Source organism: Agromyces terreus, from assembly GCF_009749465.1.
Classification (GTDB): domain Bacteria; phylum Actinomycetota; class Actinomycetes; order Actinomycetales; family Microbacteriaceae; genus Agromyces; species Agromyces terreus.
In genome coordinates this window covers 72892-97545 of sequence record NZ_WBIS01000006.1, presented here as the reverse complement: position 1 = coordinate 97545, position 24654 = coordinate 72892, and the positions used below count along the sequence as shown (strand labels likewise).

Here is a 24654-nt window from a genome sequence, read left to right as displayed (position 1 = left end):
CCGCGCGGGTCAGGCGAGCGTCAGGTCGCGCGCCCGGAACCGGGCGAGCCCCAGCGCCCAGAGGGCGAGCGCGACGAGCGAGAGGACCACGAGCGGGAGCGCCTCGAACTCCACGCCGGGCACCCTCGGCGTGGCCGCGAACGGGGTCGCGGCGATCGCCTCCTCTGAGAGCGAGAACAGCGGGCCGAAGATCGCGATCACGGCACTCGCGCCGAACACGATCCACGACACCAGCACCGTCGCCCGTGGCAGCCAGCCGGTCAGGAACACGGCGACGCCCGCGAGCACGAACAGCGTCGGCACGTAGGCGAGCGACGCGGCGAAGATGCGCCAGACCTGCGCCGGATCCGACGCGGTGAACGCGAAGGCGACGCCGAAGACGAGACCGGATGCCGCGAGGATCACGACGCCCCAGACAGCCCCGAGCAGGTAGTGCACCGACGCCCACCGCGTGCGGGAGACGGCACCGGCGACCTGCGGCTCCAGTCGGCCGGACGCCTCTTCGAGGCGCACCGCGGTCGCGGCCTGCACGGTGTAGCCCGCCGCCACCATCGCCGAGACCATGAGGAAGAGGCCGAGCAGGCCGTCGAGCATCGTGTCGGCTCCGCCGGCGAAGACCTCGCCCATCGGATTTCCGGACGCGAGCAGGTCGGCCATCGCGTTCGCGACGCCGCCGTAGAACGCGCCGCCGACCATGCCCCCGAGGAGCCAGCCGATCATCGGGCCGCGCTGCAGGCGCACGGCCAGGCCGAGCGTCGTGGTGAGCCGCCGGCTCGCCCGCGGAGGCCCCGCGCGGTCGGGCAGCACGCCGGCCCCGACGTCGCGACGGGACTCGACGGCCGCGGCCACGAGGCATCCGCCGACGCCGACGCCGACGAGCAGGAGCAGCGGCCACCAGGTGTTCTCGCCGAACGATCGCATGTTCTGCGCCCACCCGATCGGCGATGCCCAGCTCAGCGCGTCGGGCGTCTCGCCCTCGGCGCGCACGTCGGCGATCGCCCGCACGAGATAGGAGACGCCGAGCACGATCGACGCGAGGGAGTTCGCGGCGCGGCTCGTGGAGGTGAGCTGGCCGGCGACGGCGGCGATGCCGAGGAACGCGATGCCGACCCCCGCGATCGAGGCGCCCATCGCGAGCGATCCCTCGGCGGGCAGCCCGAGGCCGATGCACGTCAGCCCGATCAGCAGCCCGACGACGACGCTGAGGCCGCCCACGACGAGCTGGTTCGCGAGGCTGTAGGCGTGGTGCCCGACGGCGCCGGCGCGGATCAGCTCGGTGCGCCCGGCCTCCTCCTCTGCGCGGCCGTTGCGCGTCAGCAGGAAGATCGAGGCGAACCCGATCGAGACCGCGAGCGTCATCCAGATCTTGATATTCAGGATGCCGCCGAGCGTGCCCGCCCCGTAGGGCAGACCGGTGAGCGCGGCGACCGCCGGGGTGTTCGCGATGGCGGCGTACGCGTCGCGCGACTCCTGCGTCGGGAAGGCGACCCGCTGCGACTCGAAGACCATCGCGACCATGCCGACGAGGATCACGACCCAGAGGGTCAGCCGCAGCCAGTTGCGGCGCACGATGAAGGCGGTGAGGTCGGGGAACCCCGCGAAGGTCGCGACCGGCGCGGTGCGGCCCGGCGTCGCGGCGCTCGGGCGTGCGGGCGCGAGCGCGGTCATGACGCGTTCACCGCCGCAGCGTCGGCGCCGGCGGCCGGCAGGTCGATGCCGTAGTGGCGCAGGAACAGGTCCTCGAGCGACGGCGGCGTCGACACGAGCGACCGCGGCGCCCGTGCGGCGAGGTCGACGAGCACGGCGCCGAGGTCGGCGTCCTCGACGGTGAAGCTCACGTGCTCGCCGTCGGCCGAGAGGTCGTGCAGGTCGGTGCGCTCGGCGAACGACCCGATGCCGCCGGGCAGCACGACCGACACGGAGGTGCGGTGCAGGTGGCGGAGGTCTGCGAGCGACCCCGACTCGACGGTGCGCCCCGCGCGGATGATCGTCACCTGGTCGCAGAGCTTCTCGACCTCGGCGAAGATGTGGCTCGAGAGCAGCACACTGCGGCCCTCGCGCGCGAGTTCGCGCACCGTGTCGGTGAACACCCCCTCCATGAGCGGGTCGAGGCCCGACGTCGGCTCGTCGAGGATGAGCAGCTCGGCATCGGAGGCGAGCGCGGCGACGAGCGCGATCTTCTGCCGGTTGCCCTTCGAGTAGGTGCGCGCCTTCTTCGTGGGGTCGAGGTCGAAGCGCTCGACGAGGGCGTCCCGCCTCGTGCGGTCGATGCCGCCGCGCAGCCGCGAGAGGATGTCGATGGCCTGGCCGCCGGTGAGGTTCGGCCAGAGGTTCACGTCGCCGGGGACGTAAGCGATGCGGCGGTGCAGTTCGACCGCCTCGCGCCACGGATCGCCGCCGAGGAGTCGTGCGGACCCGGCATCCGCCCGGGCGATTCCGAGGAGGATGCGGATCGTGGTCGACTTGCCCGAGCCGTTGGGCCCGAGGAAGCCCATGACCTGGCCCTGCTCGACGCGCAGGTCGAGCCCGTCGAGGGCGGTGACGGCGCCGAAGCGCTTCACGAGGCCGGCGACCTCGATCGCCGGGGTTGATGCTGACATGGTTGCTCCTTGCAGATGATCGGTTCTCGAATCGGGTCGCGTCACACGCGGGAGCCCGGCGGGTCGCCGATGTAGAGCAGGTACTGATCGAGATACGAGCTGTCGGCGAAGACGCCGTAGGTGTAGAGCTCGAGCGACGGGAGCGCGATCTGCTCGAACGTCTTCGCGAGCACGGTCTTGAAGTCGGTGAGCGAGATCTCGGGGTGCATCGAGAGCAGCACGATGAGCCCGCCGACGGAGTTGGTCACGAGCAGGCGCGCGCGCCCCACCGGGTCGGCGCTCGGGCGCAGGATGCCGGCGGCGACGGCCTCCTCGGAGTAGACGACCGCGTCGTCGATGAGCCGCTCGATGAACGCGGTGCCCGCAGCGCTGCCGTCCTGCACGCTGCGGAGGATGTAGACGAGCGTCGCCCCGTGCTCGTCGGACTCGGCGAGCTGGGCCATCGCGTTCGCCGGGGCCACGAGCCCCTCGGTCTTGAGCGAGCGGTGGCGTTCGAGCACCGCCGCGTCGCACTCGGCCCGCAGCGCGTCCTTCGAGCCGAAGTGGTGGCGGATGAGACCCGCGCTCACTCCGGCACGGGCGGCGATGGTGCGGACGGATGCACCGAATCCCTCGGCGGCGAAGCACTGGATGGCGGCGTCGCGCAGGCGCGCACGGGTCGTGAACTCGCTCGGGGCTCCGCCGGTCGAGGCATCCGCAATACGCATGTATCGGATACTACTCACGTGTATAGCCGCCGTCCACAACCCTTGTCCACAGCACCCAACGGCCCGCGACGAGCAGGTGAACGTTCGGCGATCCCGCCCCGCCGCGGCGGATCCGCGTCCGATCAGGGGCCACGCTGGTCTCGTGAAGGTCGCACTCCTCGCAGAATCGTTCCTCCCGCACATGAACGGCGTGACCCATTCCCTGCTCCAGGTGCTCCGCCACCTCGAGCGCCGCGGCCACGACGCGCTCGTCATCGCCCCGCGCACCGGGTTCGCCGAGCCCGACTTCGCCTCGGCCCTGCACGGGGCCCGCACCGTGCTGCTGCCCTCCGTTCCGCTGCCCACCTACCCCGACGTGCGCGTGACCCTCGCGGGGGCGCACCGGCTCGCGGGGCTCCTCCGCGAGCACGAGGCCGACGTCGTGCACCTCGCCTCGCCGTTCGTGCTCGGTTGGCACGGACTCGCCGCCGCCGAGTCGCTCGGCCTGCCGAGTGTCGCCGTGTACCAGACCGACATCCCCGCCTACGCCGAGCGCTACGGCGTCGCCGGCGCGGCGCCCGCGCTCGCACGCCACCTCGGCCGCCTGCACCGCCGGGCCGCCCTCACCCTCGCGCCGTCGACCTCGGCCGTCGACCGTCTCGCCGCGCTCGACGTCGACCCCGACCGCATCGCCGTGTGGCGTCGCGGCGTCGACACCGAACGGTTCGCTCCCGGGCGTCGCAGCGACGAATGGCGCCGGCGCACGGCCCGCGCGGAGGACGGCGACGTCGTCGTCGGGTACGTCGGGCGGCTCGCCCCCGAGAAGCAGGTCGAGGACCTGCGCGCCATCGCCGACCTGCCGCGCACGCGGCTCGTCATCGTCGGCGACGGACCCTCGCGCGCCCTGCTCGAGCGGATGCTGCCGGACGCCGTGTTCACCGGATTCCTCGGCGGCGACGCGCTCGCCGAGGCCATGGCCGGGTTCGACGTGTTCGTGCACCCCGGCGAGAGCGAGACGTTCTGCCAGACCGTGCAGGAGGCGCACGCGAGCGGCGTGCCCGTCGTCGCGACCGGCCGCGGCGGCCCCCTCGACCTCGTCGAGAGCAGCGTCGACGGTTGGCTGTACCGCCCGGGCGACCTGCACGCGCTGCGCGACCGGGTTCGCGACCTCGTGGGCGACGACGCGAAGCGGCGCGCGTTCGCCGAGCGCGCCAGGCAGCGCGTGCTCGGACGCGGATGGGATGTGCTGGGCGACGAGCTGCTCGGGCACTACACGCGCGCGGCCGAGGCCGTCGGGCGCGGCACGGGCGTCGCCGCGGACCCGCCTCGAGCCGCCGAGGTGCGCGACCGCGGGGCGGCGCCCGCGCCCGCCGCGGCGCCGGGTGCCGGGCGGACGGCGGCCGCGGCATCCGCCCCACCCCGATGGCTGCGCTACGCCGCCGTCGGCGACTCGCTCAGCGAGGGGCTCTGCGACACGTCGAGGATGGCCGCGGGGGAGTACCGCGGATGGGCCGACCGGCTCGCGATGCTGCTCGCCCTCGCGAGCCCGGCGGGAGACCGCGTCGGCTACGCCAACCTCGCGGTCCGCAGCCGCAAGGTCGCCGACGTCGTCGACGTGCAGCTGCCGGCCGCGCTCGCGCTCGGCGCCGACCTCGTGAGCGTGCTGATCGGCGCGAACGACCTCGTCGGCCCTCGCCCCGACGTGCATCGGCTCGCCGATCGGCTCGCCGACGCGGTCGCGGGCGCGCGCGGGACCGGGGCCGATGTGCTCCTCGTGACCCCGTTCATGCCGCAACGGCCCGCCTCGAGGCTGTACGAGTCGCGGTTCGCCGCCTTCGCCGACCGCATCGTCGGCATCGGCCACGACACCGGCGCGCTCGTGCTCGACGTCGCCGCGCTGCCCGCGCTCACCGTCAGGGGCATGTGGGCCGAGGACCGCGTGCACCTGAACTCGGCCGGGCACCGCGCCCTCGCCTACGAGGCCGCGCACCGGCTCGGGGTTCCGGATGCCGCGGCGCTCGGCGCCCTCGAGCTCGCGGCCCACGACGTCGACCCCGACGCCGACCGGCACCTCGGCGACGCCGCGTGGATCTCGCAGCACGCGCTGCCGTGGGTCGCCCGCCGCCTGCGCGGACGCACCGCCGGCGACGGTCGCGTGGCCAAGCGACCCGAGCTGCTGCCGGTGCTCACCGCCGCGACATCCGCTGTTCACAGGTGAAAAACACCCCCTCTGCTAGGCTGGATGCAGTCGCCCGTGGTGGCTGCGCAGGTGCGCGGTGCCATACGGCGGCTGACGGAGCAGGCCGGCAGGAAGCTGGTCCCCTGTGGTGGATCACCAATCGAACGCGCAAGACACGTCTCGAATGGTGGGCTTCTACTGGTGGCCAGCGTGAACGCATCGTCCTGATGCGATTCGTATTGCCTGTTCCTGCTCCTGACGTACGAGTCGTGCCCACACGGGGTGCGACGAAAAACAAAGGAGAGAGACCTCTTGGAAGGTCCTGAAATCACGTTCGCCGAAACCGTCATCGACAACGGCAAGTTCGGCACCCGCACCATCCGCTTCGAGACCGGCCGCCTCGCGCAGCAGGCGCAGGGCTCGGCCGTCGCCTACATCGACGAAGAGACCATGCTGCTCTCGGCGACGTCCGTCTCGAAGCAGCCGAAGGATCACTTCGACTTCTTCCCGCTGACCATCGACGTCGAAGAGCGCATGTACGCCGCGGGTCGCATCCCGGGCTCGTTCTTCCGTCGCGAGGGCCGCCCCTCGACCGAGGCGATCCTCACCTGCCGTCTCATCGACCGCCCCCTGCGCCCCTCGTTCGTCGAGGGTCTCCGCAACGAGGTCCAGGTCGTCGTCACGGTGCTCGCCATCGAGCCCGACGAGCTCTACGACGTGCTCGCCATCAACGCCGCGTCGCTCTCGACGCAGCTCTCGGGCCTGCCGTTCTCGGGCCCCGTCGCCGGCGTCCGCGTCGCGCTCATCGACGGCCAGTGGGTCGCGTTCCCCAAGCACAGCCAGCTCGAAGACGCCGTCTTCAGCATGGTCGTCGCGGGCCGCGTCATCACCGAGGCCGACGGCTCGCACGACGTCGCGATCATGATGATCGAGGCCGAGGCGACCGACAACGCGTGGAACCTCATCCAGGCCGGCGCCGTCAAGCCGAACGAAGAGGTCATCGCGCAGGGCATCGAGGCGTCGAAGCCCTTCATCAAGCAGCTCGTCGAGGCGCAGCAGCAGGTCGCGAAGACCGCCGCGAAGCCCACCGCCGACTACCCGACCTTCCCGCCCTACCAGGCCGAGGTCAAGGCCGCCGTCGAGGCGTTCGCGAGCGAGGAGCTCAAGGACGTCTACAAGATCGCCGGCAAGGTCGAGCGTCAGGACGCCGACGACGCGCTCAAGGCGCGCGTCAAGGAGCACGTCGCCGCCAAGGTCGAGGCGGGCGAGCTGCCCGAGTCGGCCAACGGCGAGGTCTCCGCGGCCTACAAGTCGGTCACCAAGAAGGTCATGCGCACGCGCGTGCTCGAAGAGGGCGTCCGCATCGACGGCCGCGGCCTCGCCGACATCCGTCCGCTCGACGCCGAGGTGCAGGTCGTGCCCCGCGTGCACGGCTCGGCCATCTTCCAGCGCGGCGAGACCCAGATCCTGGGCATCACCACGCTGAACATGCTGAAGCTCGAGCAGTCGATCGACTCGCTCTCGCCGGTGACGAAGAAGCGCTACATGCACAACTACAACTTCCCGCCCTACTCGACCGGTGAGACCGGCCGCGTCGGGTCGCCGAAGCGTCGCGAGATCGGGCACGGCGCACTCGCCGAGCGCGCCCTCGTGCCGGTGCTGCCCACGCGCGAGGAGTTCCCCTACGCGATCCGTCAGGTCTCCGAGGCGCTCGGCTCCAACGGCTCGACCTCGATGGGCTCGGTCTGCGCATCGACCCTGTCGCTGCTGAACGCGGGCGTGCCGCTGCGCGCTCCCGTCGCGGGCATCGCGATGGGCCTCATCTCCGACACCATCGACGGTGAGACCCGCTACGCGGCCCTCACCGACATCCTCGGTGCCGAAGACGCGCTCGGCGACATGGACTTCAAGGTCGCCGGCACCTCCGAGTTCGTCACGGCGATCCAGCTCGACACGAAGCTCGACGGCATCCCCGCCTCGGTGCTCGCCGGCGCGCTGACGCAGGCCAAGGAGGCTCGCACGACGATCCTCTCCGTGCTGAACGCCGCCATCGACGCGCCCGACGAGATGGCCCCGACCGCGCCCCGCGTGATCTCGGTGCAGATCCCCGTCGACAAGATCGGCGAGCTGATCGGCCCGAAGGGCAAGACGATCAACGCGATCCAGGACGAGACCGGCGCCGACATCTCCATCGAGGAGGACGGCACCGTCTACATCGGCGCCGTCGACGGCCCGTCGGCCGAGGCCGCGCGCGCCCAGGTCAACGCGATCGCGAACCCCACCAACCCCGAGGTCGGCGAGCAGTTCCTCGGAACCGTCGTCAAGATCGCGGCGTTCGGCGCGTTCGTCTCGCTGCTCCCCGGCAAGGACGGCCTGCTGCACATCAGCGAGGTGCGCAAGCTCGCCGGCGGCAAGCGCGTCGAGAACGTCGAAGACGTGCTCGGCGTCGGCCAGAAGATCCTCGTCGAGATCACGAAGATCGACGACCGCGGCAAGCTCTCGCTCGCCCCGGTCATCGCCGACGAGGCCGACACCGAGGGTCGAGAGACCGCCGGCACGCACTCGGAGGAGCCCGCAGAGGGCGCCGACGCGTAAGTCACCCCGTCGCACCGCGGATGCCCCGCCCGAATTCGTTCGGGCGGGGCATCCGTCGTCTGGCACGCGAAGGGGGGCTGGCCGCGGCTCCGTACCGGGCGTAGCGTGCGCGCCATGATGAAGAATCCTCATGTCAAGAGAGGGATTCCGTCTCGCCTCGGCGCCCTCGTGCTCATCTCGACCGCGCTGGTCGCGGGCTTCGCCGCCGCCCCGGCAGCGGCCCTCCCGGCCGCGACCGCCCCGGCCGCGACCGCCCCGGGCGCGACGTCCTCCGCCGCGACCGGCTGGAGCCCGCCCGCCGCCCGCGCCTACGTCGCGCTCGGCGACTCGTTCACCGCCGGGCAGGGTGCGCCGCCGTACCGGTCGAACGACTGCAAGCAGAGCCGATACACGAGCTACCCGACGGTGGCCGCCGTGTTCAGCCTGTACCGGCTCACCGAGAACCGCGCGTGCTCGGGGGCGACGGTCGCCGACGCGATGGCGCAGCTCACGGGGGTGAGCGCCCAGACCAAGCTCGTCACGCTCACGGTCGGCGGCATCGACGCGGGCTCGAACGACGTGCTCGCCGCCTGCGGGCTCAATCCCGACCCGAACGCGGAGCCGTGCAAGACCGCGCTCGCCGCGAGCGCCGCGAAGCTCGCCGCGCTCGGTCCGCAGCTCGTGGGGCTCTACTCGACGATCGCGGCGACGCTGCCGAACGCGAAGGTCGTGGTGCTGAACTACCCGCGCCTGTTCAACCCGGGCGTCGCGCCGCTCGGCGACCTCGTCAACACCGCGAGCGACGGATTGAACGCCGTGATCGCCGGCGCCGTCGCGGCCACCGGGAACCCGAGGGTCTCGCTCGTCGACGTGACGCAGGAGTTCTCGGGCCACGGCATCGGTGCCAAGCTGCCGTACATCTCGTTCGACCCCGGCAACGTGCTGGCGCCGGCGAACTTCCACCCGAACGCACTGGGCAACGCCTTCGGCTACGCGCGTGCGCTCGCGAACGACCGGGTGCTCTCGCGCTGAGAGCCCCCGGCCGGAGATCGGCCCCCGGGCGGATGCCCCGTTCGACGCCATCGCGGCTCGGGCGGGGCATCCGTCGTGTGGCGGGGCATCCGTCGTGTGCGGGGCGGGGTGCCGCCGTCGCCGCCGGTCAGAAGAGCTGCGCGACGCTGCTGCGGATCATCGCGTCGCGTTCGGCCAGTGCGGCCTCGGCGAGCTTGCGGGCCTCGATGCGGCGCCGGACGCGGTCGGGGTCGCTGCGCCGCGCCGCGCGGCGCAGGCCCCATTCGGCGACCTTGAGTCCGCCGTTCACGGCGATGGCGGCGAGGACGCCGGATGCGGGGGAGAGGGTGGCGGTGCTCATCTCACGGCTCCTTCGTGGGCGATTCGGTCTGAGGACGCGACGGGGGCGCGGCATCCGGGGTGGCTTCGCCGCGCACGAGCGGGAAGGCGTTGACGTGGATCTGCACCGGCCAGGAGCCGGGCGACGGCGTTCGCTTGTGCGCGTCGATGTGCTTCTTGAGCACGCCGTCGATGTCGGCCACGAGTTCGGCGAGCTGCTCGGCCGTGAGGCGGAGGTTGATGGTGTCGCTCGTGGCCGTGTCGAGCCAGTCGTCGCCGAACATGTGCTCGCCCTCGGCGAGGTAGTCGCGGAAGTTCTGCTCGCGTGCGCGGAACCACTCGTCCTCGACGAGCTTGACCGCGAGCCGGTCGGCGCTGCCGGGCGGGAGCGACCGGGCGTCGGGGATCGCGATCGAGCCCGGCGTGCGCTCCCACCAGCGTTCGCGGCCCTTGCCGCGCGCGGTGTCCTCGCGAACCAGGCCGGCGCGCTCGAGCTGTCGCAGGTGGTAGCTCGTCGCCCCGCTCGATTCGCCGAGGCGTTCACCGAGTCCGCTCGCCGTGAGCGGCCCGTAGGCCGAGAGCTCATCGTAGATGCGCACGCGCAGCGGGTGCGCGAGCGACTTCAGGCTCGCCGACGGCAGGACGTGGTCGATGCCCGGGTGCCGGGTGCTGCTCGGCTCCGTCGAGAGATCGCGGGGTTCGTTCGCTGACATGATGCAAAGGTATCGCTGCAAAGATTGCTTTGCAAGTGTTTCTTTGCAGGACGTCGGCCTCGCCTCAGCGTTCGAGCAGCGGCCCCAGTCTGAAGGGGATGAGCTCGCCCATCGCGAGCGAGGTCTCGGTGCGCTCGACCCCGTCGACGGCGAGGATCTCGCCGTCGATGCGGAACAGGTCGTGCGCGTCGCGGCAGACCACGCGCACGAGCAGGTCGACGGAGCCCGAGAGCCCGTGCGCCTGGATGACCTCGGGGATCCCGCGAAGCGCCTCGACGACCTCGCCGAGCTCCCGCTGCCGCACGTGCACCGAGATGAACGCCTCCAGCGGGAACCCGAGCGGGGCCGGGTCGATGCTGCGCTCGAAGGAGAGGAAGGCGCCGGATGCCTCGAGCCGGGCCATGCGCGCCTGCACCGTGTTGCGCGACAGGCCGAGCCCGTCGGCGAGGGCGACGACGGTCGCGCGCGGGTCGGAGCCGAGGGCGAGGAGGAGGGCGCGGTCCACGCTGTCGTAGGCGGTCATACCGCCACACGTTAGCACCGCAACGGGGGTCGTGATTGAGCAACATGCTCAACCGGTTCCGAGATGCTTGAGCGCAGTGCTGGATCCACGTAGTCTCCGGGGTATCCGGCAACGCCGCCGGTGCGACGGCTCACGAGGCGGTCGCCGAGCGCGAGGATCCTGCGATGACCACATCCGCGATGACCCCACCCGACCGACATGCCACCGGGCTCCTGACGAAGCCCGACGAGTTCCTGCAGCTCATCACCCCCTCGGGCGAGCGGCGCCACGACTCCGAACTCGACCGCTGGGTCGAGGACGTCGACCTCGACGCGCTCCGGGCGCTGCACCTGGACATGTCGGTCGTGCGACGACTCGACACCGAGGCGACGGCGCTCCAGCGCCAGGGCGAGCTCGGCCTCTGGCCGCCGCTCGCGGGGCAGGAGGCCGCGCAGATCGGCTCCGCGCGGGCGCTCCGCGACGACGACTTCGCGTTCACGAGCTACCGCGAGCACGCCGTCGCCTGGGTGCGCGGCGTCGGTCCCGCCGATCTGCTGCGCGTCTGGCGCGGGGCCGCGGCATCCGGCTGGAACCCGTTCGAGCACGGCATGGCCGTGCCGCAGATCATCATCGGCGCGCAGGCGCTGCACGCGACCGGCTGGGCCATGGGCGCGAAGTGGGAGGGCTCGGATGCCGCGGCCGTCGCGTACTTCGGCGACGGCGCGACGAGCGAGGGCGATGTGAACGAGGCGCTCGTCTTCGCGGCGAGCTTCGACGCGCCCGTCGTGTTCCTCTGCCAGAACAACCAGTGGGCCATCTCCGAGCCGGTGGGCCTGCAGTCCAGGCAGCCGCTGGCCCGCCGCGCCGACGGGTTCGGCATCCCGGGCATCCGCGTCGACGGCAACGACGTGCTCGCCGTGATGGCGACCACGCGGATGGCCCTCGACCGGGCGCGCCGCGGCGAGGGTCCGACCTTCATCGAGGCGGTCACCTATCGCATGGGTCCGCACACCACGGCGGACGACCCGAAGCGCTACCGCGGCGAGGAGGAGCTCGCGTCGTGGCGCGAGCGCGACCCGATCGCGCGGGTCAGGGCGTTGCTCGAGGCATCCGGAGCCGACGTCGAGGCCCTCGAGCGCGAGGCGGCCGAGCGGGCCGACCGCATGGCCGCCGAGCTGCGCGCGGCCATCACCTCGATCGCCGACCCCGAGCCGCTGAGCGTCTTCGACCACGTCTACGCCGAACCCCACGCGCACCTTGAGCGCCAGCGCGAGCACTACACGCGCTACCTCGACCAGTTCGAAGGAGGTGCGCGATGACCGCGCTCACCCTCGGCGGCGCGCTGAACGCCGGGCTCCGCCGCTCGCTCGCCGGCGACGACCGGGTCGTGCTGCTCGGCGAGGACATCGGCACGCTCGGCGGCGTCTTCCGCATCACCGACGGGCTCAAGGCCGAGTTCGGCGCGCATCGCGTCGTCGACACGCCGCTCTCGGAGGCGGGCATCATCGGCACCGCCGTCGGGCTCGCGTACCGCGGCTACCGCCCGGTCGTCGAGATCCAGTTCGACGGCTTCATCTACCCCGGATTCGACCAGATCGTCGCCCAGGTCGCCAAGCTCCACTACCGCTCGCGCGGCAACGTGCGCATGCCGATCACGATCCGGGTGCCGTTCGGCGGCGGCATCGGCGCGGCCGAGCACCACTCGGAGTCGCCCGAGGCGTACTTCGCGCACACCGCGGGCCTGCGCGTCGTCGCCTGCTCGGATGCCGCGGACGCGTACGTCATGATCCAGCAGGCCATCGCGAGCGACGACCCCGTGCTCTTCTTCGAACCCAAGCGCCGCTACCACGTGAAGGGCGAGGTCGACGAGAGCGCGAGCCTCGCCGACGCGAAGCCGCTCGGCGTGGCCTCGGTCGTGGCATCCGGCACCGACGTCACGCTCGTGACGTATGGCGCCCTCGTGCAGACCGCACGAGACGCGGCCATCGCCGCCCAGGACGACGGGGTCTCGATCGAGGTCATCGACCTGCGCTCGCTCTCCCCGATGGACCTGACGACCGTCGCGTCCTCGGTTCGCCGCACCGGCCGGCTCGTGATCGCCCACGAGGCGGGGCAGCAGGTCGGGCTCGGCGCCGAGATCGCGGCGAGCATCACCGAGCGCTGCTTCGAGTTCCTCGAGGCCGCGCCCGTGCGCGTCACCGGCCACGACATCCCGTACCCGCCGGCCAAGCTCGAACGGCACCACCTGCCCGACCTCGACCGCATCCTCGACGGGGTCGACCGCGCGCTCGGCCGCCCGAATTCGCTGAGCGGAGTGGAGGCGTGAGCATGATCCGCGAGTTCCCGCTGCCCGATCTCGGCGAGGGCCTGACCGAGTCCGAGATCGTCGCCTGGCGCGTCGCCGTCGGCGATCGGGTCGAGCTCAACCAGATCATCGCCGACGTCGAGACCGCGAAGGCCGTGGTCGAGCTGCCGTCGCCGTACGCCGGCGTCATCACCGCGCTGCACGCCGGCGAGGGCGAGACCGTCAACGTCGGCGAGCCGCTCTTCTCCTGCGACACGGCGGACGCGGGCGGTGCGGCGGGGGCGGATGCCGCGGGGCCGGCCGGTGACGCGGCGCCTCCGCCTGCCGCGGAATCGACGCCGCCGGCGTCGGACTCCACGGCCGGTGCGGATGCCGCGCCGGGGCCGAACCTCGTGGGCTACGGCGCCCGCGACGAGGGCGGACCGCGACGGCGGGCCCGCCGTTCGGCGCTCGTCGCCGATCTCGTGCCGGAGCCGGGGCCGGAGTCAGGGCCGGAGCCGGGCCCCGCCCGCGAGGCGCCGGACGTCGCCGATCGGCCGGAGCGCCCGCGCTCGACGCCGCCGGTGCGCAAGCTCGCCCGCGACCTCGGCGTCGACCTCGACGCGGTGCGGGGCACGGGGGAGCGGGGGCTCATCACGCGCCACGACGTCGAGGCCGCGGCAGGGGCCGAGCCCGCGGCATCCGCCCATGGCCGCGTCGGCGAGTCCGCGGCCGACGGCGGTCGCGAGCCGGCCGGAACCCGCATCCCGATCCGCGGGGTGCGCAAGCACACGGCGCGGGCTATGGTGCGCAGCGCGTTCACCGCCCCGCACGTCACCGAGTTCCTCACGGTCGACGTGACCGCGACGATGGACCTCGTGCGCGCCCTTCGCGAGGACCGCGCGTTCGCCGGCCACCGCATCACGCCGCTCGCGGTCGTCGCGAAGGCCGTGTGCCTCGCCGTGCGCCGCACGCCCGAGGTGAACGCGCGCTGGGACGAGGACGCGCAGGAGATCGTGCAGTTCACCGGGCTGAACCTCGGCATCGCCGCGGCGACGGAGCGGGGGCTCGTCGTGCCCAACGTGAACGGCGCCGAGCGACTGACCCTCGTCGAGCTCGCCGACGCGATCGGCGAACTCGCGGGCGCCGCGCGCGAGGGCCGCACCCCGCCGTCCGACCTGGCCGGAGGAACGCTCTCGATCACGAACGTCGGGGTGTTCGGCATCGACGCCGGCACGCCGATCCTGAACCCGGGCGAGGCGGCGATCCTCGCGATGGGCGCGGTGCGTCGGCAGCCGTGGGAGTTCCGCGGCGAGATCGCGTTGCGCGAGGTCATGACGTTGAGCCTGTCGTTCGACCATCGCCTGGTCGACGGCGAGCAGGGGGCACGGTTCCTGACCGAGGTGGGCGGGCTCCTCCGCGACCCGGCCCGCGCGCTCACGATGATCTGAGGCTGCAGGAAGATCCGGGCGACACGCCGATCGGAGTCGTGGCCGAGGCGGCGTGGCGTCCGATCCTTCCGGCAGTTGGCTCAGTCGAGGCGGTAGAGACCCGCGTCGACGCGACGGAACCCGCAGTGTTCGAGCATGGCGGCGGATGCCTCGTCGGCAGCGGCGACCTTGGCGTGCAGGGGGCGGGGCAACGTGTCGGCGAACAGGCGCAGCGCGCGCACGCCCACGGCCTCGCTCGCGGACGGCGGGAGCGAGACGGCGACGAACACGTCGCCGCCCTCGCGCCGGCTCGTGACCCGGCCGACGATCTCGCCGTCGGCGCGCACCGTGCGCCACTCGAGGTCGTCGCCGGGGTCGTGGTCGGGGCCGTGCCCGGCCTCGTGCGTGATCCGGTGCAGGGTGTCGAGATCCGTGTCGCGGGTCGCGCGAAGGGTCACGACAGCAGGCTCGCCCATGCCATCTCCTCGAGGATGCCGCGGACTGCGCCGTCGGCGGGTCTGCGCCCAGGGGTGCGGGCGCTGTGGGGTGTGGAGTTCAGCAGTCCGAAGGCGGCGTGTGCCCGGAACCGCAGCTCCATCTCGGCCCGATCGGGCCTGAGCTCTGCGAGGGTGGCGACCCAGTGCTCGACGTAGCGGCGCTGCAGCGAGCGCACCTCGTGCCGCACGCCGGGGTCGAGCTGTTCGAGTTCGCGGTCCTGCACGGCGATGACGTCGGCGTCGGCGAGCGCGAAGTCCACGTGGAAGGCGATGAGCGCGCGCAGGGCGGATGCCGCATCGGGGGCTTCGATGCGCACGCGGTCGGCGCCGTCGAGGAGCGAGCGGCTGGCGCCCTCGAGGATCGCGGCGAGCACGGCGGACTTGCCGGGGAAGTGCCGGTACACGGCGGGACCGCTGACGCCCACGGCGGTGCCGAGGTCTTCGATCGTGACGCCCGCGTAGCCGCGTTCGGCGAACAGGCGTGCGGCGGCGGTGAGGATCGCGGCGCGTCGGTCGGCCTTCTGCCGTTCGCGATCGGTGCGCGGCGCGGCCGGCGGTTCGCCCGTGAACCCCATCGTCGTCGACGTCGGTGTGCTTGCCATTCGCCTGCCTGCTCGTTACGCTCGGGAAATCGAGTTAGTGAACACTAACCGAAAATCGCGACGACGCACAAGGGCGCCGCGCGCACGCGGAGGGCCGATGCCGACACTCACGACCGAGGTGGATCCGAACGGCGACGCCGCACGGCGCAACGCCGAGCAGCACGCCGAGCTCGTCGCCGAGCTGCGCGCGCGGCTCGCCGCTGCCGCCCTCGGCGGCCCCGAGGCATCCCGAGACCGCCACGTCGCCCGCGGCAAGCTGCTGCCGCGCGATCGCGTCGACCGCCTGCTCGACGAGGGCAGCCCGTTCCTCGAGCTCTCCCCGCTCGCGGCCGACGGCCTGTACGACGACGACACGCCGGGCGCCGGCATCATCACCGGCGTCGGGCTCGTGCACGGCCGCGCGGTCGTGGTGGTCTGCAACGACGCGACCGTCAAGGGCGGAACCTACTACCCGATGACGGTCAAGAAGCACCTTCGCGCGCAGGAGGTCGCCCGCGAGCACCGCCTGCCGTGCATCTACCTCGTCGATTCGGGCGGCGCGTTCCTGCCCATGCAGGACGACGTGTTCCCGGATCGCGAGCACTTCGGCCGCATCTTCTTCAACCAGGCGCAGCTCTCGTCGATGCGCATCCCCCAGCTCGCGGCCGTGCTCGGATCGTGCACGGCGGGCGGCGCCTACGTGCCCGCGATGAGCGACGAGTCGGTCATCGTGCGCGAGCAGGGCACGATCTTCCTCGGCGGCCCGCCCCTCGTGAAGGCCGCGATCGGCGAGGTCGTCACCCCCGAGGAGCTCGGCGGCGGCGAGCTGCACGCCCGCGTCTCCGGCGTCGCCGACCATCTCGCCGACGACGACGAGCACGCGCTCGAGCTGCTGCGCGACATGGTCGCGACCCTGCCGGAGCCCGCGCCGCGCGCGTGGACGGTGCGCGAGCCCCGCGCGCCCGTCGTCGACCCGGCGGGCCTCACGGCGGCGGTGCCGGTCGACGTGCAGCAGCCGTACGACGTGCACGAGGTGATCGCCCGCCTCGTCGACGGCAGCGAGTTCGCGGAGTTCAAGCCGGACTACGGCGACACGCTCGTGACCGGGTTCGCCCATCTCGACGGGCACCCCGTCGGCATCGTCGCGAACAACGGCGTGCTCTTCAGCGAGTCGGCGATGAAGGGCGCGCACTTCATCGAGCTCTGCGACCAGCGCGGCATCCCCCTGGTGTTCCTCCAGAACATCTCGGGCTTCATGGTCGGCCGCGACGCCGAGGCGGGCGGCATCGCCAAGCACGGCGCGAAGATGGTCACCGCCGTCGCCACGACCCGCGTGCCGAAGCTCACCGTCGTGATCGGGGGGTCCTTCGGTGCGGGCAACTACTCCATGTGCGGGCGCGCGTACTCGCCGCGGTTCCTGTTCATGTGGCCGAACGCGCGCATCTCGGTCATGGGCGGCGAGCAGGCGGCATCCGTGCTCTCGACCGTGAAGGGCGATCAGCTCGCCGTGAAGGGCGAGCCGTGGTCGGATGCCGCGGCCGAGGCGTTCAAGGCCCCGATCCGTGCGCAGTACGAGGCGCAGGGCAGTCCCTACCACTCGACCGCGCGGCTCTGGGACGACGGCATCATCGACCCGGCCCACACGCGCACCGTGCTCGCGATGGCGCTCGAGCTCGCGAGCCGCACCCCGCTGCCCGAGCCGAGGTTCGGGCTCTTCCGCATGTGACGCCAGACGACGCGCGACGCCGCGCCGACTCCGATCGGTCGCCCCTCGGCCACCGCGGCATGCCAGAGTATTCCCGTACACGGATCACGTGAGGGAGCACGATGCAGCGACCACTGGCCGGCCTGACGAAGAAGAACCTCGCGACCGAGCTGACGGCGGGGGTCACCCTGATCGCGATCGCGATCCCGCTGAACATCGGCTATGCGCAGATCGCGGGCCTCCCCGCCACCGCGGGCCTCTACGCGCTCATCGTGCCCACCGTCGTCTACGCGCTCGTCGTCTCGTCGCGGCAGCTCGTGGCCTCGCCCGATGCCGCCGCGGCCGCGCTCGTGGCCTCCTCGATCGGCGGCCTCGCGGCGGCCGGCAGCGCCGACTACGCGACGCTCGCGCTCGCGCAGGCGATCATCTGCGGCGTCATGTTCGTGCTGCTCGCGGTGTTCAAGCTCGGGTTCCTCGCGAACTTCCTCTCCAAGCCGATCCTCATCGGCTTCGTCGGCGGCCTCGCGCTCGACATCATGGTCAGCCAGATCGCGAAGATGCTCGGCGTGAAGATCGACTCGGGCGGCGAGTTCGTCGACAAGCTCGGCGGGCTGCTGAGCGGCCTCGGCACCACGAATCTCTGGTCGCTCGCGATCTCGGCGGGCTCGGTCGCCGTGCTCCTGCTCGGCAAGCGGTTCCTCGGGGCCGTGCCCTGGGCGCTCGTCGTGCTCGTGGTCACCACGATCGTCGTGGTGGCGGCGAACCTCGACGACGCGGGCGTCGACGTGCTCGGCGAGGTGCCCGCCGGTCCGCCCGCGCTGACCTGGCCGATGCTCGACTGGACCGTCTGGCTCGCCCTCATCCCCTCGGCGATGGCGCTCACCCTCGTGACCACGGCCGAGGGCCTGCTCGTCTCGCGCTCGTACTCCGAGAAGCACCGCTATCCGTTCCACGCGAACCGCGACCTCATGGCGTTCGGCCTCTCGAACATCGCCGCGGGCGCGCAGGGCAGCTTCGCGGTCGGCTCCTCGACCTCGCGCACCGCCGCGATGGACCAGGCGCGCTCGCGCACCCAGCTGCCCTCGCTGGTCCTGGCCGTGGGCACCCTGCTGCTCCTCGTCTTCGGCACCGCGCTGCTCGCCGACATTCCCTCGCCGGCCATCGGCGCCGTCGTCGGCGTCGCGATCATCCCGCTGCTGGGCTTCCGCGACTTCGCCGATCTCTGGCGCAAGGACCGCTTCGAGTTCGTGGTCGGCGCTTCCTGCTTCCTGGCGACGCTCTTCATCGGCGCGATTCCCGGCATCGTCCTCGCGTTCACCCTCGCCCTCATCAACATGGCCAAGCGAGCAGCGAATCCCGCGATCGACGTGCTCGAGGGCTCTGGCGATCCCGGCGAGTCGCTGCTCGAAGACGTTCCCGCGGGTTCGACCACGGTGCCCGGCGTCGTCGTCGTCCGACTCGCGGCACCCCTGTTCTTCGCGAACGGCAGCGTGTTCACCTCCGCCGTCGAGCGCGCCGTGACCTCGGTCGAAGGCGAGCCGGTGCACGACGTGGTCATCGACATGGAGGCCGTGACCGACATCGACGTCACCGGCGCCGAGGAGTTCGAGGCCCTTCGCGTGTGGCTCGCCGGCAACGGCGTACGGCTGTCCTTCAGCCGCATGCGCGAACCGGCACGCCTGCGCATGCAGAAGCTGGGGCTGCTCGGCGATGCGAAGATCTTCGAGACCAACCGCGCCGCGATCATCGCACTGCAGTCCGGCGAACCGAACGAGACCACCCCCACAGAGAAGAGCACTCCATGAACGGCGCCATCGGCGGCATCCTCCCACTCGCACTCGGCGTCGCGATCAGCCCGGTCCCGATCATCGCGGCGATCCTCATGCTGCTCTCCCCGAAGGCGCGAGTGACGAGCGTGGGATTCCTGCTCGGCTGGCTCGTCGGCATCATCGTCGCCGTGTCCGTGTTCACGGCGCTCGCGGCGGTCCTCCCCGAAGAGGACCCCGGTGCGTCGAAGCCGATCCAGGGCGTCATCCAGCTCGTACTCGGCCTCCTGCTGCTCGTGCTCGCGGTGGGGCAGTGGCGCAAGCGCCCGAAGAAGGGCGAGGAGCCCGTGCTGCCGAAGTGGATGCAGGCGATCGACAAGATCAGCTTCTTCGGGGCCTTCGGACTCGGGTTCCTGCTCTCGGCGCTGAACCCGAAGAACCTGATCATGGCCGCAGGGGCCGGCACCGCGATCGGCGCGGCGCAACTGACGGGCGGCGGCATCGTGCTCGTGATCGCGATCTACGTCGTCATCGCGGCCAGCACGGTGGCGATTCCCGTGATCGCGTACCTCATCGCGGCCGACAAGCTGCGCGGCCCGCTCGACGCCCTGCGCGTGTGGCTCGCGCAGGAGAACGCGCTCATCATGGCCGTGCTGCTGCTGGTGATCGGCGTCTCGATGCTCGGCAAGGGCATCGGCAGCTTCTGAGTTCGGCGGGCGGCCCCCGGGCCGCCGGTTCGGGGCGTCAGGCGCCGGATGCCGCGGCCGCGCGCTCGACCTCGGCGACGGCTCGCTCGACCCCGCCGTGCCAGGGCGCCCCGTGCCCCGGAAGCACCCACGCGGCGCCGAGCCCCGAGATGCGACGCAGCGACGCGAGCGCCTCGGCCGGATCGTCGGTGAACGGTGCGGGCTGCGGACCCTCGACGCCCGTGAGCACATGCCGGGTCGTGAGCCCGTCGCCGACGAAGACCGCGTCGACCGACGGCACGTGGATCGCGATGCTGCCGGGGGAGTGCCCGGGCAGGCCGATGATCTCGGGGGAGCCCGGAAGGTCGAGCACCTCGCCGTCGCGCACGGTGACGACCTCGCTGAGCGGGGTCGTGCGCAGGCCGTTCTTCCGCAGCGCGTACCAGAGGAAGCTCGCCGTCGCGCCGATCCGCATGCGTCCCCACGCGGGCCTGCTCGACACCTCCCCGCGGGCGCGGGCCGCATCGGCCTCGTGCACGTGCACGGGCACGGCGTGCTCGCGGCGCAGGCGCTCGGCGAAGCCGATGTGGTCGCCGTCGCCGTGGGTGAGCACGACGCCCCGGACGTCGTCGAGCGTCCGGCCCATCGCCTCGAGCTCGGCGACGAGCTCCGTCCACTGGCCGGCGAGTCCGGCATCGATCACGGTGACGCCGTCGGGCGCCTCGACGAGGTAGGCGGCGACTATTTCGTTGCCGATGCGGTGCAGTGAGGGTGCGAGCTGCATGATGAGCACGGGTCCTTCGTCTCGGGCCTTCGCGGGGAGCCGGGTCGGCGGTCGGGGTCGGCGGTCGGCGGTCGGCGGGGTGCGGTTGGCGATGGCTACGTTACATAGCTATGATGGCGAACGTCAATAGCCATCACGAGCGGGCATCCGTTCGATCAGCCGAGGAGCCCAGATGCCGACACCCGATCGAACCTCCCTCCCCGAGATCGTCGGCGCGGGCCGCGAACTGCTCGAGCTCGGGGGCCTCGACGGGCTCACGATGCAGGCCGTCGCCGCGCGGGTCGGCGTGCGAGCGCCGTCGCTCTACAAGCGGGTGACCGGTCGGGAAGCGCTCATCGCGCTGGTGGCCGACGCGACGCTCCGCGACCTCGCCGCGGTCGTGCAACGGGCCGCCGACGCCGCCGGCGCGGATCCTCGCGATCGCCTGCGTGCGCTGGCCCGCGCGGTGCGCGCGTTCGCCCGCGACCGCCCGGCCGCATTCGGCCTCGTGTTCGCACCCGGCTCCGAGCTCCGCCTCGCCCCCGAGCGACTCGAGGCCGCGGCCGCGCCAGTGCTCGCGGCGACGGCCGAGCTCGCCGGCGCGGATCATGCGCTCGACGCGGCGCGCACCTTCACGGCCTGGGCGAACGGCTTCATCGGCATGGAGCTCGCCGGCGCCTTCCGGCTCGGGGGCGATGTCGACCGGGCGTTCGAGTTCGGGGTCGAGGCGCTCGTCGGAGCCGTCGCCGGGTCGACGGTCGCCGGGTCGACGGTCGCCGGGTCGGCCGGCGCCGGGTCGGCCGGCGCCGGGTCGGCCGGCATCTGAACGCGAACCGCGACCGCGGGCGTCCTTGCGGTTTCAGTTAACACTCACTAACATCAGATCCAGTTAGTGCGCGTTAACCGAGATGGTGCGCGCGGAACCCGCAGAGAGGCGGATGACGCGAGAGATGGGCACGACCGCCGGCATCCGACCCTTCGAGCGCGTGCTCGTCGCCAACCGCGGCGAGATCGCCGTGCGCGTCATCCGCACGCTGCGCCGGCTCGGCATCCGCTCGATCGCCGTCTTCTCCGACGCCGATGCCGATGCCCCGCACGTGCGCCTCGCCGACGAGGCGGTGCGCGTCGGCCCCGCGCCGGCCGCCCAGAGCTACCTCGACCCCGACCGGCTCGTCGCCGCGGCCCTCGAGACCGGCGCGCAGGCCGTGCACCCCGGCTACGGGTTCCTCTCCGAGCACGCGGGCTTCGCCGCGGCCTGCCGCGCCGCCGGCATCGTGTTCATCGGGCCGGGCGACGAGGCGCTGGCCGTCATGGGCGACAAGATCCGGGCGAAGCGGCATGTCGCGGCATCCGGCGTACCCGTGGTGCCGGGCGTCTCAGACCCCGACCTCGACGACGCCGCGCTGGTGGCCGCGGGGGAGCAGGTCGGATTCCCGCTCCTCGTCAAGCCGTCGGCGGGCGGCGGCGGCAAGGGCATGCAGATCGCGCGCGACCGCGCCGAGCTCGCCGAGGCCGTGCCGGCCGCCCGCCGGGTGGCGCGCACCTCGTTCGGCGACGACACGCTGCTGCTCGAGCGCCTCATCGAACGACCCCGCCATATCGAGGTGCAGGTACTCGCCGACGCGTTCGGCGCGGTCCTGCACCTCGGCGAGCGCGAGTGCTCGCTGCAGCGTCGCCACCAGAAGGTCGTCGAAGAGGCGCCGTCGCCGCTGCTCGACGAGGCGACCCGCGAGCGCATCGGCCGGGCCGCGTGCGACGCCGCCCGAAGCGTCGACTACCTGGGTGCCGGCACGGTCGAATTCCTCGTGTCGGATGCCGCGCCAGACGAGTTCTTCTTCATCGAGATGAACACCCGGCTCCAGGTCGAGCACCCCGTGACCGAACTCGTCACGGGCATCGACCTCGTCGAGCAGCAGTTGCGCATCGCCGCCGGGCAGCCGCTCGGCTTCGGGCAGCCCGACGTGCGCCTCACCGGCCATGCGATCGAGGCGCGCGTCTACGCTGAGTCGCCCGAGCGCGGGTTCCTGCCCTCGACGGGCGAGGTGCTGGCCTGGGCGCCGCCGACCGGCGACGGGGTGCGCGTCGATGCCGGCATCCGCACGGGGCAGGTCGTCACCGCCGACTACGACCCCATGCTCGCGAAGATCATCGCCTACGGAGCAGACCGTGCCGAGGCGCTCGAACGGCTCGACGCCGCGCTCGCCGAGACCGTGGTGCTCGGCGTCGACACGAACCTCGGATTCCTCGGGCGCCTCCTCGCCGAACCCGACGTGCGCTCCGGCGCGCTCGACACCGGCCTCATCGGGCGGATGCCGCAGCCCGCCGCCGCGACCCCGTCGGCCGGGCAGCTCGCCGCCGCGGCATCCGTCGTGCTCGCCGATCTCGCACGGGCCCGCCGCGATGCGACCGACGGGGGACCGGCCGCCTGGTCGGATGCCGCGGGTTGGCGCCTCGGCGCGCACCGCCCGCCGACGGTGCTGCTCGCCCCCCGCGACGACCCGGCCTCGGTCGTGCCCGTCGCCGTCCCCACCGACATCCTCACCCCAGTCCCCACCGACGTCCTCACCCCCGTCCCTACCGACACCCCCACACCCGTCCCCTCCCCCGTCCCCTCCTCTGCACCGCAAGGTGTGTCCGTCCGGGCTGACGATCGCCCCGACACGCCGCCCCATCCCGCCGCCGACGGAGTGTCGCCGCATCCGTCAGCCGTCCGTGACGCCGCCGACGGCACGATCTGGGTGCACGACGCATCCGGCACCGCGGCCTTCGTCGTCGTCGACCGTCGTGCGGCCGCCGAGGCCCGCCGTGCCCTCGCGGAACGTGGCGGCGCCGCGGCGAACCTCGACCTGCGGGCGCCCATGCCGGGCACCGTCACGGCCGTGTTCGTCGTCGACGGAGGCGCCGTCGCGGCCGGCGACCCGGTCCTCGCCGTCGAGGCCATGAAGATGGAGCACCGCATCACGGCGACCTCCGACGGCATCGTGCACCTCGCGGCATCCGTCGGCGACCTGGTCTCGCGCGACCAGGCCGTGGCGCGCATCGAGCTCGCGGCCGATCCTGAACCCGACCAGGCCGAACCGGTCGCCACCAGCGACCCGGCCGCCCGCGCCCACCCCGAGCGGCCCGTGACCCGGGCCGCCGACGAACAGGAGCACCCGCATGCAGTACGACCTCAGTGACGCCGAGCAGCGCCTCTCCGACGACGTCGCGGACTTCGCCGACCGCGTCGTCGCGCCCGCCGCGTACGAGTACGACACCGAGCGGCGGCTGCCGATGGAGATCATCGCGCAGATGGGCGACATGGGACTCTTCGGCCTGCCGTTCCCGAAGGAGGTCGGCGGTCAGGGCCGCAGCTACTTCGAACTCTGCCTCGCGGTCGAGGCGCTGGGCCGGGTCGACCAGTCGATCGGCGTGACCCTCGAGGCGGGCGTGGGGCTCGGCGTCATGCCGATCTACCGCCACGGCACGCCCGAGCAGCAGGCCGAGTACCTGCCGGACCTCGTCACGGGGCGCGCGCTGGCGGGCTTCGGCCTCACCGAGGCGGGCGCGGGCAGCGACGCGGGCGCCACGGCCACGACGGCCGAACTCGACGGCGGCGAGTGGGTGATCAACGGCTCGAAGCAGTTCATCACCAACTCGGGCACGCCGATCACCCGTTTCGTGACGATCACCGCGGTCACGGGGCGGCGCACGGGCGCCGACGGCGGCACGAAGCCCGAGCTCTCGACGATCATCGTGCCGAACGACACTCCGGGCTTCACGGTCGAGCCGAGCTACGACAAGGTGGGCTGGCACACCTCCGACACGCATCCGCTGACCCTCCGCGATGTGCGCGTGCCCGAGACGAACCTGCTCGGCGAACGAGGCCGGGGGTACGCGAACTTCCTCCGCACGCTCAACGAGGGACGGGTCGCGTTCGCGGCGCTCGCGACGGGTGCTGCGCAGGGATGCCTCGAGGAGGCGCTGCGCTACTCGAAGGAGCGCAAGGTGTTCGGCACGAACATCGGCTCGAACCAGCACATCGCCTTCAAGATCGCGAGGATGCAGGCGCGCGTGCACCAGGCCCGGCTCGCGTGGCACGACGCGGCGCGCAAGCTCGACGCGGGCAAGCCCTTCACACTCGAGGCATCCATCGCGAAGATGGTCTCGGGGGAGGCGGCCATGGACAACGCACGCGACGCGACGCAGATCTTCGGCGGCTACGGCTTCATGAACGAGAACGCCGTCGCCCGCCACTACCGCGACTCGAAGATCCTCGAGATCGGCGAGGGCACGACCGAGGTGCAGCTCATGATCATCACGCGCGAGCTCGGCCTCGTCGCGTAACCGGCGGGCCGA

General features: G+C 72.4%; 21 protein-coding genes. 12 read left to right on the top strand and 9 right to left on the bottom strand.

Going from position 1 to position 24654, the window contains the following annotated elements; all coding sequences use genetic code 11:
- Window positions 1-9: 9 nt before the first annotated feature.
- The 3 genes from GQQ92_RS12525 to GQQ92_RS12515 are packed head-to-tail and all read right to left on the bottom strand — an operon-like array spanning window position 10 to window position 3325.
- A complete protein-coding gene (locus GQQ92_RS12525) occupies window positions 10-1668 on the bottom strand; it encodes an ABC transporter permease (RefSeq protein WP_156999637.1) in 1659 nt (552 codons plus the stop codon).
- A complete protein-coding gene (locus tag GQQ92_RS12520) occupies window positions 1665-2600 on the bottom strand; it encodes an ABC transporter ATP-binding protein (RefSeq protein WP_156999636.1) in 936 nt (311 codons plus the stop codon). Before GQQ92_RS12520 ends, GQQ92_RS12525 begins: the two co-directional genes overlap by 4 nt.
- 41 nt (window positions 2601-2641) lie before the next feature.
- Entirely contained in the window at window positions 2642-3325 is a 684-nt protein-coding gene (locus GQQ92_RS12515) for a TetR/AcrR family transcriptional regulator (RefSeq protein WP_197738243.1), read from the bottom strand.
- A gap of 124 nt (window positions 3326-3449) precedes the next feature.
- Here GQQ92_RS12515 and GQQ92_RS12510 point away from each other — a divergent pair, with 124 nt between their 5' ends.
- The 3 genes from GQQ92_RS12510 (at window position 3450) to GQQ92_RS12500 (ending at window position 9071) form a co-directional block, all read left to right on the top strand.
- Window positions 3450-5504, top strand: a complete 2055-nt coding sequence (locus tag GQQ92_RS12510) for a glycosyltransferase (protein WP_156999635.1) — start codon at window positions 3450-3452, stop codon at window positions 5502-5504.
- Window positions 5505-5777: 273 nt separating this feature from the next.
- On the top strand, window positions 5778-8060 hold the full coding sequence (locus tag GQQ92_RS12505) for a polyribonucleotide nucleotidyltransferase (protein ID WP_156999634.1): 2283 nt from the start codon (window positions 5778-5780) through the stop codon (window positions 8058-8060).
- Window positions 8061-8174: 114 nt separating this feature from the next.
- Window positions 8175-9071, top strand: a complete 897-nt coding sequence (locus GQQ92_RS12500) for an SGNH/GDSL hydrolase family protein (RefSeq protein WP_156999633.1) — start codon at window positions 8175-8177, stop codon at window positions 9069-9071.
- A gap of 127 nt (window positions 9072-9198) precedes the next feature.
- Here the strand turns inward: GQQ92_RS12500 and GQQ92_RS12495 are convergent, their stop codons facing one another.
- The 3 genes from GQQ92_RS12495 to GQQ92_RS12485 all read right to left on the bottom strand — a co-directional run bounded on the left by GQQ92_RS12495 (window position 9199) and on the right by GQQ92_RS12485 (window position 10625).
- A complete protein-coding gene (locus GQQ92_RS12495) occupies window positions 9199-9411 on the bottom strand; it encodes a hypothetical protein (RefSeq protein WP_156999632.1) in 213 nt (70 codons plus the stop codon).
- Window position 9412: 1 nt separating this feature from the next.
- Window positions 9413-10102, bottom strand: coding sequence for an ArsR/SmtB family transcription factor (locus GQQ92_RS16605; protein ID WP_197738242.1), 690 nt, complete (start codon window positions 10100-10102; stop codon window positions 9413-9415).
- A 64-nt stretch (window positions 10103-10166) separates the two neighbouring features.
- The gene (locus GQQ92_RS12485; RefSeq protein ID WP_156999631.1) at window positions 10167-10625 is read right to left on the bottom strand and encodes an Lrp/AsnC family transcriptional regulator; all 459 of its coding nucleotides are present in this window, start codon (window positions 10623-10625) and stop codon (window positions 10167-10169) included.
- A gap of 179 nt (window positions 10626-10804) precedes the next feature.
- On the opposite strand from GQQ92_RS12485, the gene pdhA reads away from it, so the two are divergent.
- Genes pdhA through GQQ92_RS12470 form a run of 3 tightly spaced genes read left to right on the top strand, consistent with a single transcriptional unit; the run spans window position 10805 to window position 14339 of the window.
- Window positions 10805-11923: a pyruvate dehydrogenase (acetyl-transferring) E1 component subunit alpha gene (gene pdhA / locus GQQ92_RS12480; RefSeq protein ID WP_232057683.1), complete on the top strand. Its 1119-nt coding sequence runs from the start codon at window positions 10805-10807 to the stop codon at window positions 11921-11923.
- On the top strand, window positions 11920-12930 hold the full coding sequence (locus GQQ92_RS12475) for an alpha-ketoacid dehydrogenase subunit beta (RefSeq protein WP_156999629.1): 1011 nt from the start codon (window positions 11920-11922) through the stop codon (window positions 12928-12930). Before pdhA ends, GQQ92_RS12475 begins: the two co-directional genes overlap by 4 nt.
- 2 nt (window positions 12931-12932) lie before the next feature.
- Window positions 12933-14339, top strand: coding sequence for a dihydrolipoamide acetyltransferase family protein (locus GQQ92_RS12470; protein WP_156999696.1), 1407 nt, complete (start codon window positions 12933-12935; stop codon window positions 14337-14339).
- Between the two features lie 80 nt (window positions 14340-14419).
- Here the strand turns inward: GQQ92_RS12470 and GQQ92_RS12465 are convergent, their stop codons facing one another.
- Entirely contained in the window at window positions 14420-14794 is a 375-nt protein-coding gene (locus GQQ92_RS12465; protein ID WP_156999628.1) for a hypothetical protein, read from the bottom strand.
- Window positions 14773-15417 carry a TetR/AcrR family transcriptional regulator gene (locus GQQ92_RS12460; protein ID WP_156999627.1) on the bottom strand — a complete coding sequence of 215 codons (645 nt, stop codon included), beginning with the start codon at window positions 15415-15417 and terminating at the stop codon, window positions 14773-14775. The genes GQQ92_RS12465 and GQQ92_RS12460 overlap by 22 nt, the downstream gene beginning before the upstream one ends.
- 97 nt (window positions 15418-15514) lie before the next feature.
- Between GQQ92_RS12460 and GQQ92_RS12455 the strand changes: the two genes are divergently transcribed.
- The 3 genes from GQQ92_RS12455 to GQQ92_RS12445 all read left to right on the top strand — a co-directional run bounded on the left by GQQ92_RS12455 (window position 15515) and on the right by GQQ92_RS12445 (window position 19574).
- Window positions 15515-17122: a carboxyl transferase domain-containing protein gene (locus GQQ92_RS12455; RefSeq protein ID WP_156999626.1), complete on the top strand. Its 1608-nt coding sequence runs from the start codon at window positions 15515-15517 to the stop codon at window positions 17120-17122.
- 101 nt (window positions 17123-17223) lie between these two features.
- Window positions 17224-18906, top strand: a complete 1683-nt coding sequence (locus tag GQQ92_RS12450) for a SulP family inorganic anion transporter (RefSeq protein ID WP_156999625.1) — start codon at window positions 17224-17226, stop codon at window positions 18904-18906.
- Window positions 18903-19574: a GAP family protein gene (locus tag GQQ92_RS12445; protein WP_156999624.1), complete on the top strand. Its 672-nt coding sequence runs from the start codon at window positions 18903-18905 to the stop codon at window positions 19572-19574. Before GQQ92_RS12450 ends, GQQ92_RS12445 begins: the two co-directional genes overlap by 4 nt.
- Before the next feature lie 37 nt (window positions 19575-19611).
- On the opposite strand, the gene GQQ92_RS12440 is transcribed toward GQQ92_RS12445, so the two are convergent.
- Window positions 19612-20337 (bottom strand): MBL fold metallo-hydrolase, encoded by a 726-nt coding sequence (locus GQQ92_RS12440; protein WP_156999623.1) that lies wholly within the window; start codon window positions 20335-20337, stop codon window positions 19612-19614.
- A 172-nt stretch (window positions 20338-20509) separates the two neighbouring features.
- Here GQQ92_RS12440 and GQQ92_RS12435 point away from each other — a divergent pair, with 172 nt between their 5' ends.
- From GQQ92_RS12435 to GQQ92_RS12425, 3 genes are all read left to right on the top strand, one after another.
- Entirely contained in the window at window positions 20510-21142 is a 633-nt protein-coding gene (locus tag GQQ92_RS12435) for a TetR-like C-terminal domain-containing protein (protein WP_156999622.1), read from the top strand.
- A 124-nt stretch (window positions 21143-21266) separates the two neighbouring features.
- Window positions 21267-23495, top strand: coding sequence for an ATP-binding protein (locus GQQ92_RS12430; RefSeq protein WP_156999621.1), 2229 nt, complete (start codon window positions 21267-21269; stop codon window positions 23493-23495).
- Window positions 23476-24642 carry an acyl-CoA dehydrogenase family protein gene (locus tag GQQ92_RS12425; protein WP_156999620.1) on the top strand — a complete coding sequence of 389 codons (1167 nt, stop codon included), beginning with the start codon at window positions 23476-23478 and terminating at the stop codon, window positions 24640-24642. Before GQQ92_RS12430 ends, GQQ92_RS12425 begins: the two co-directional genes overlap by 20 nt.
- The last annotated feature ends 12 nt before the right edge of the window (window positions 24643-24654 follow it).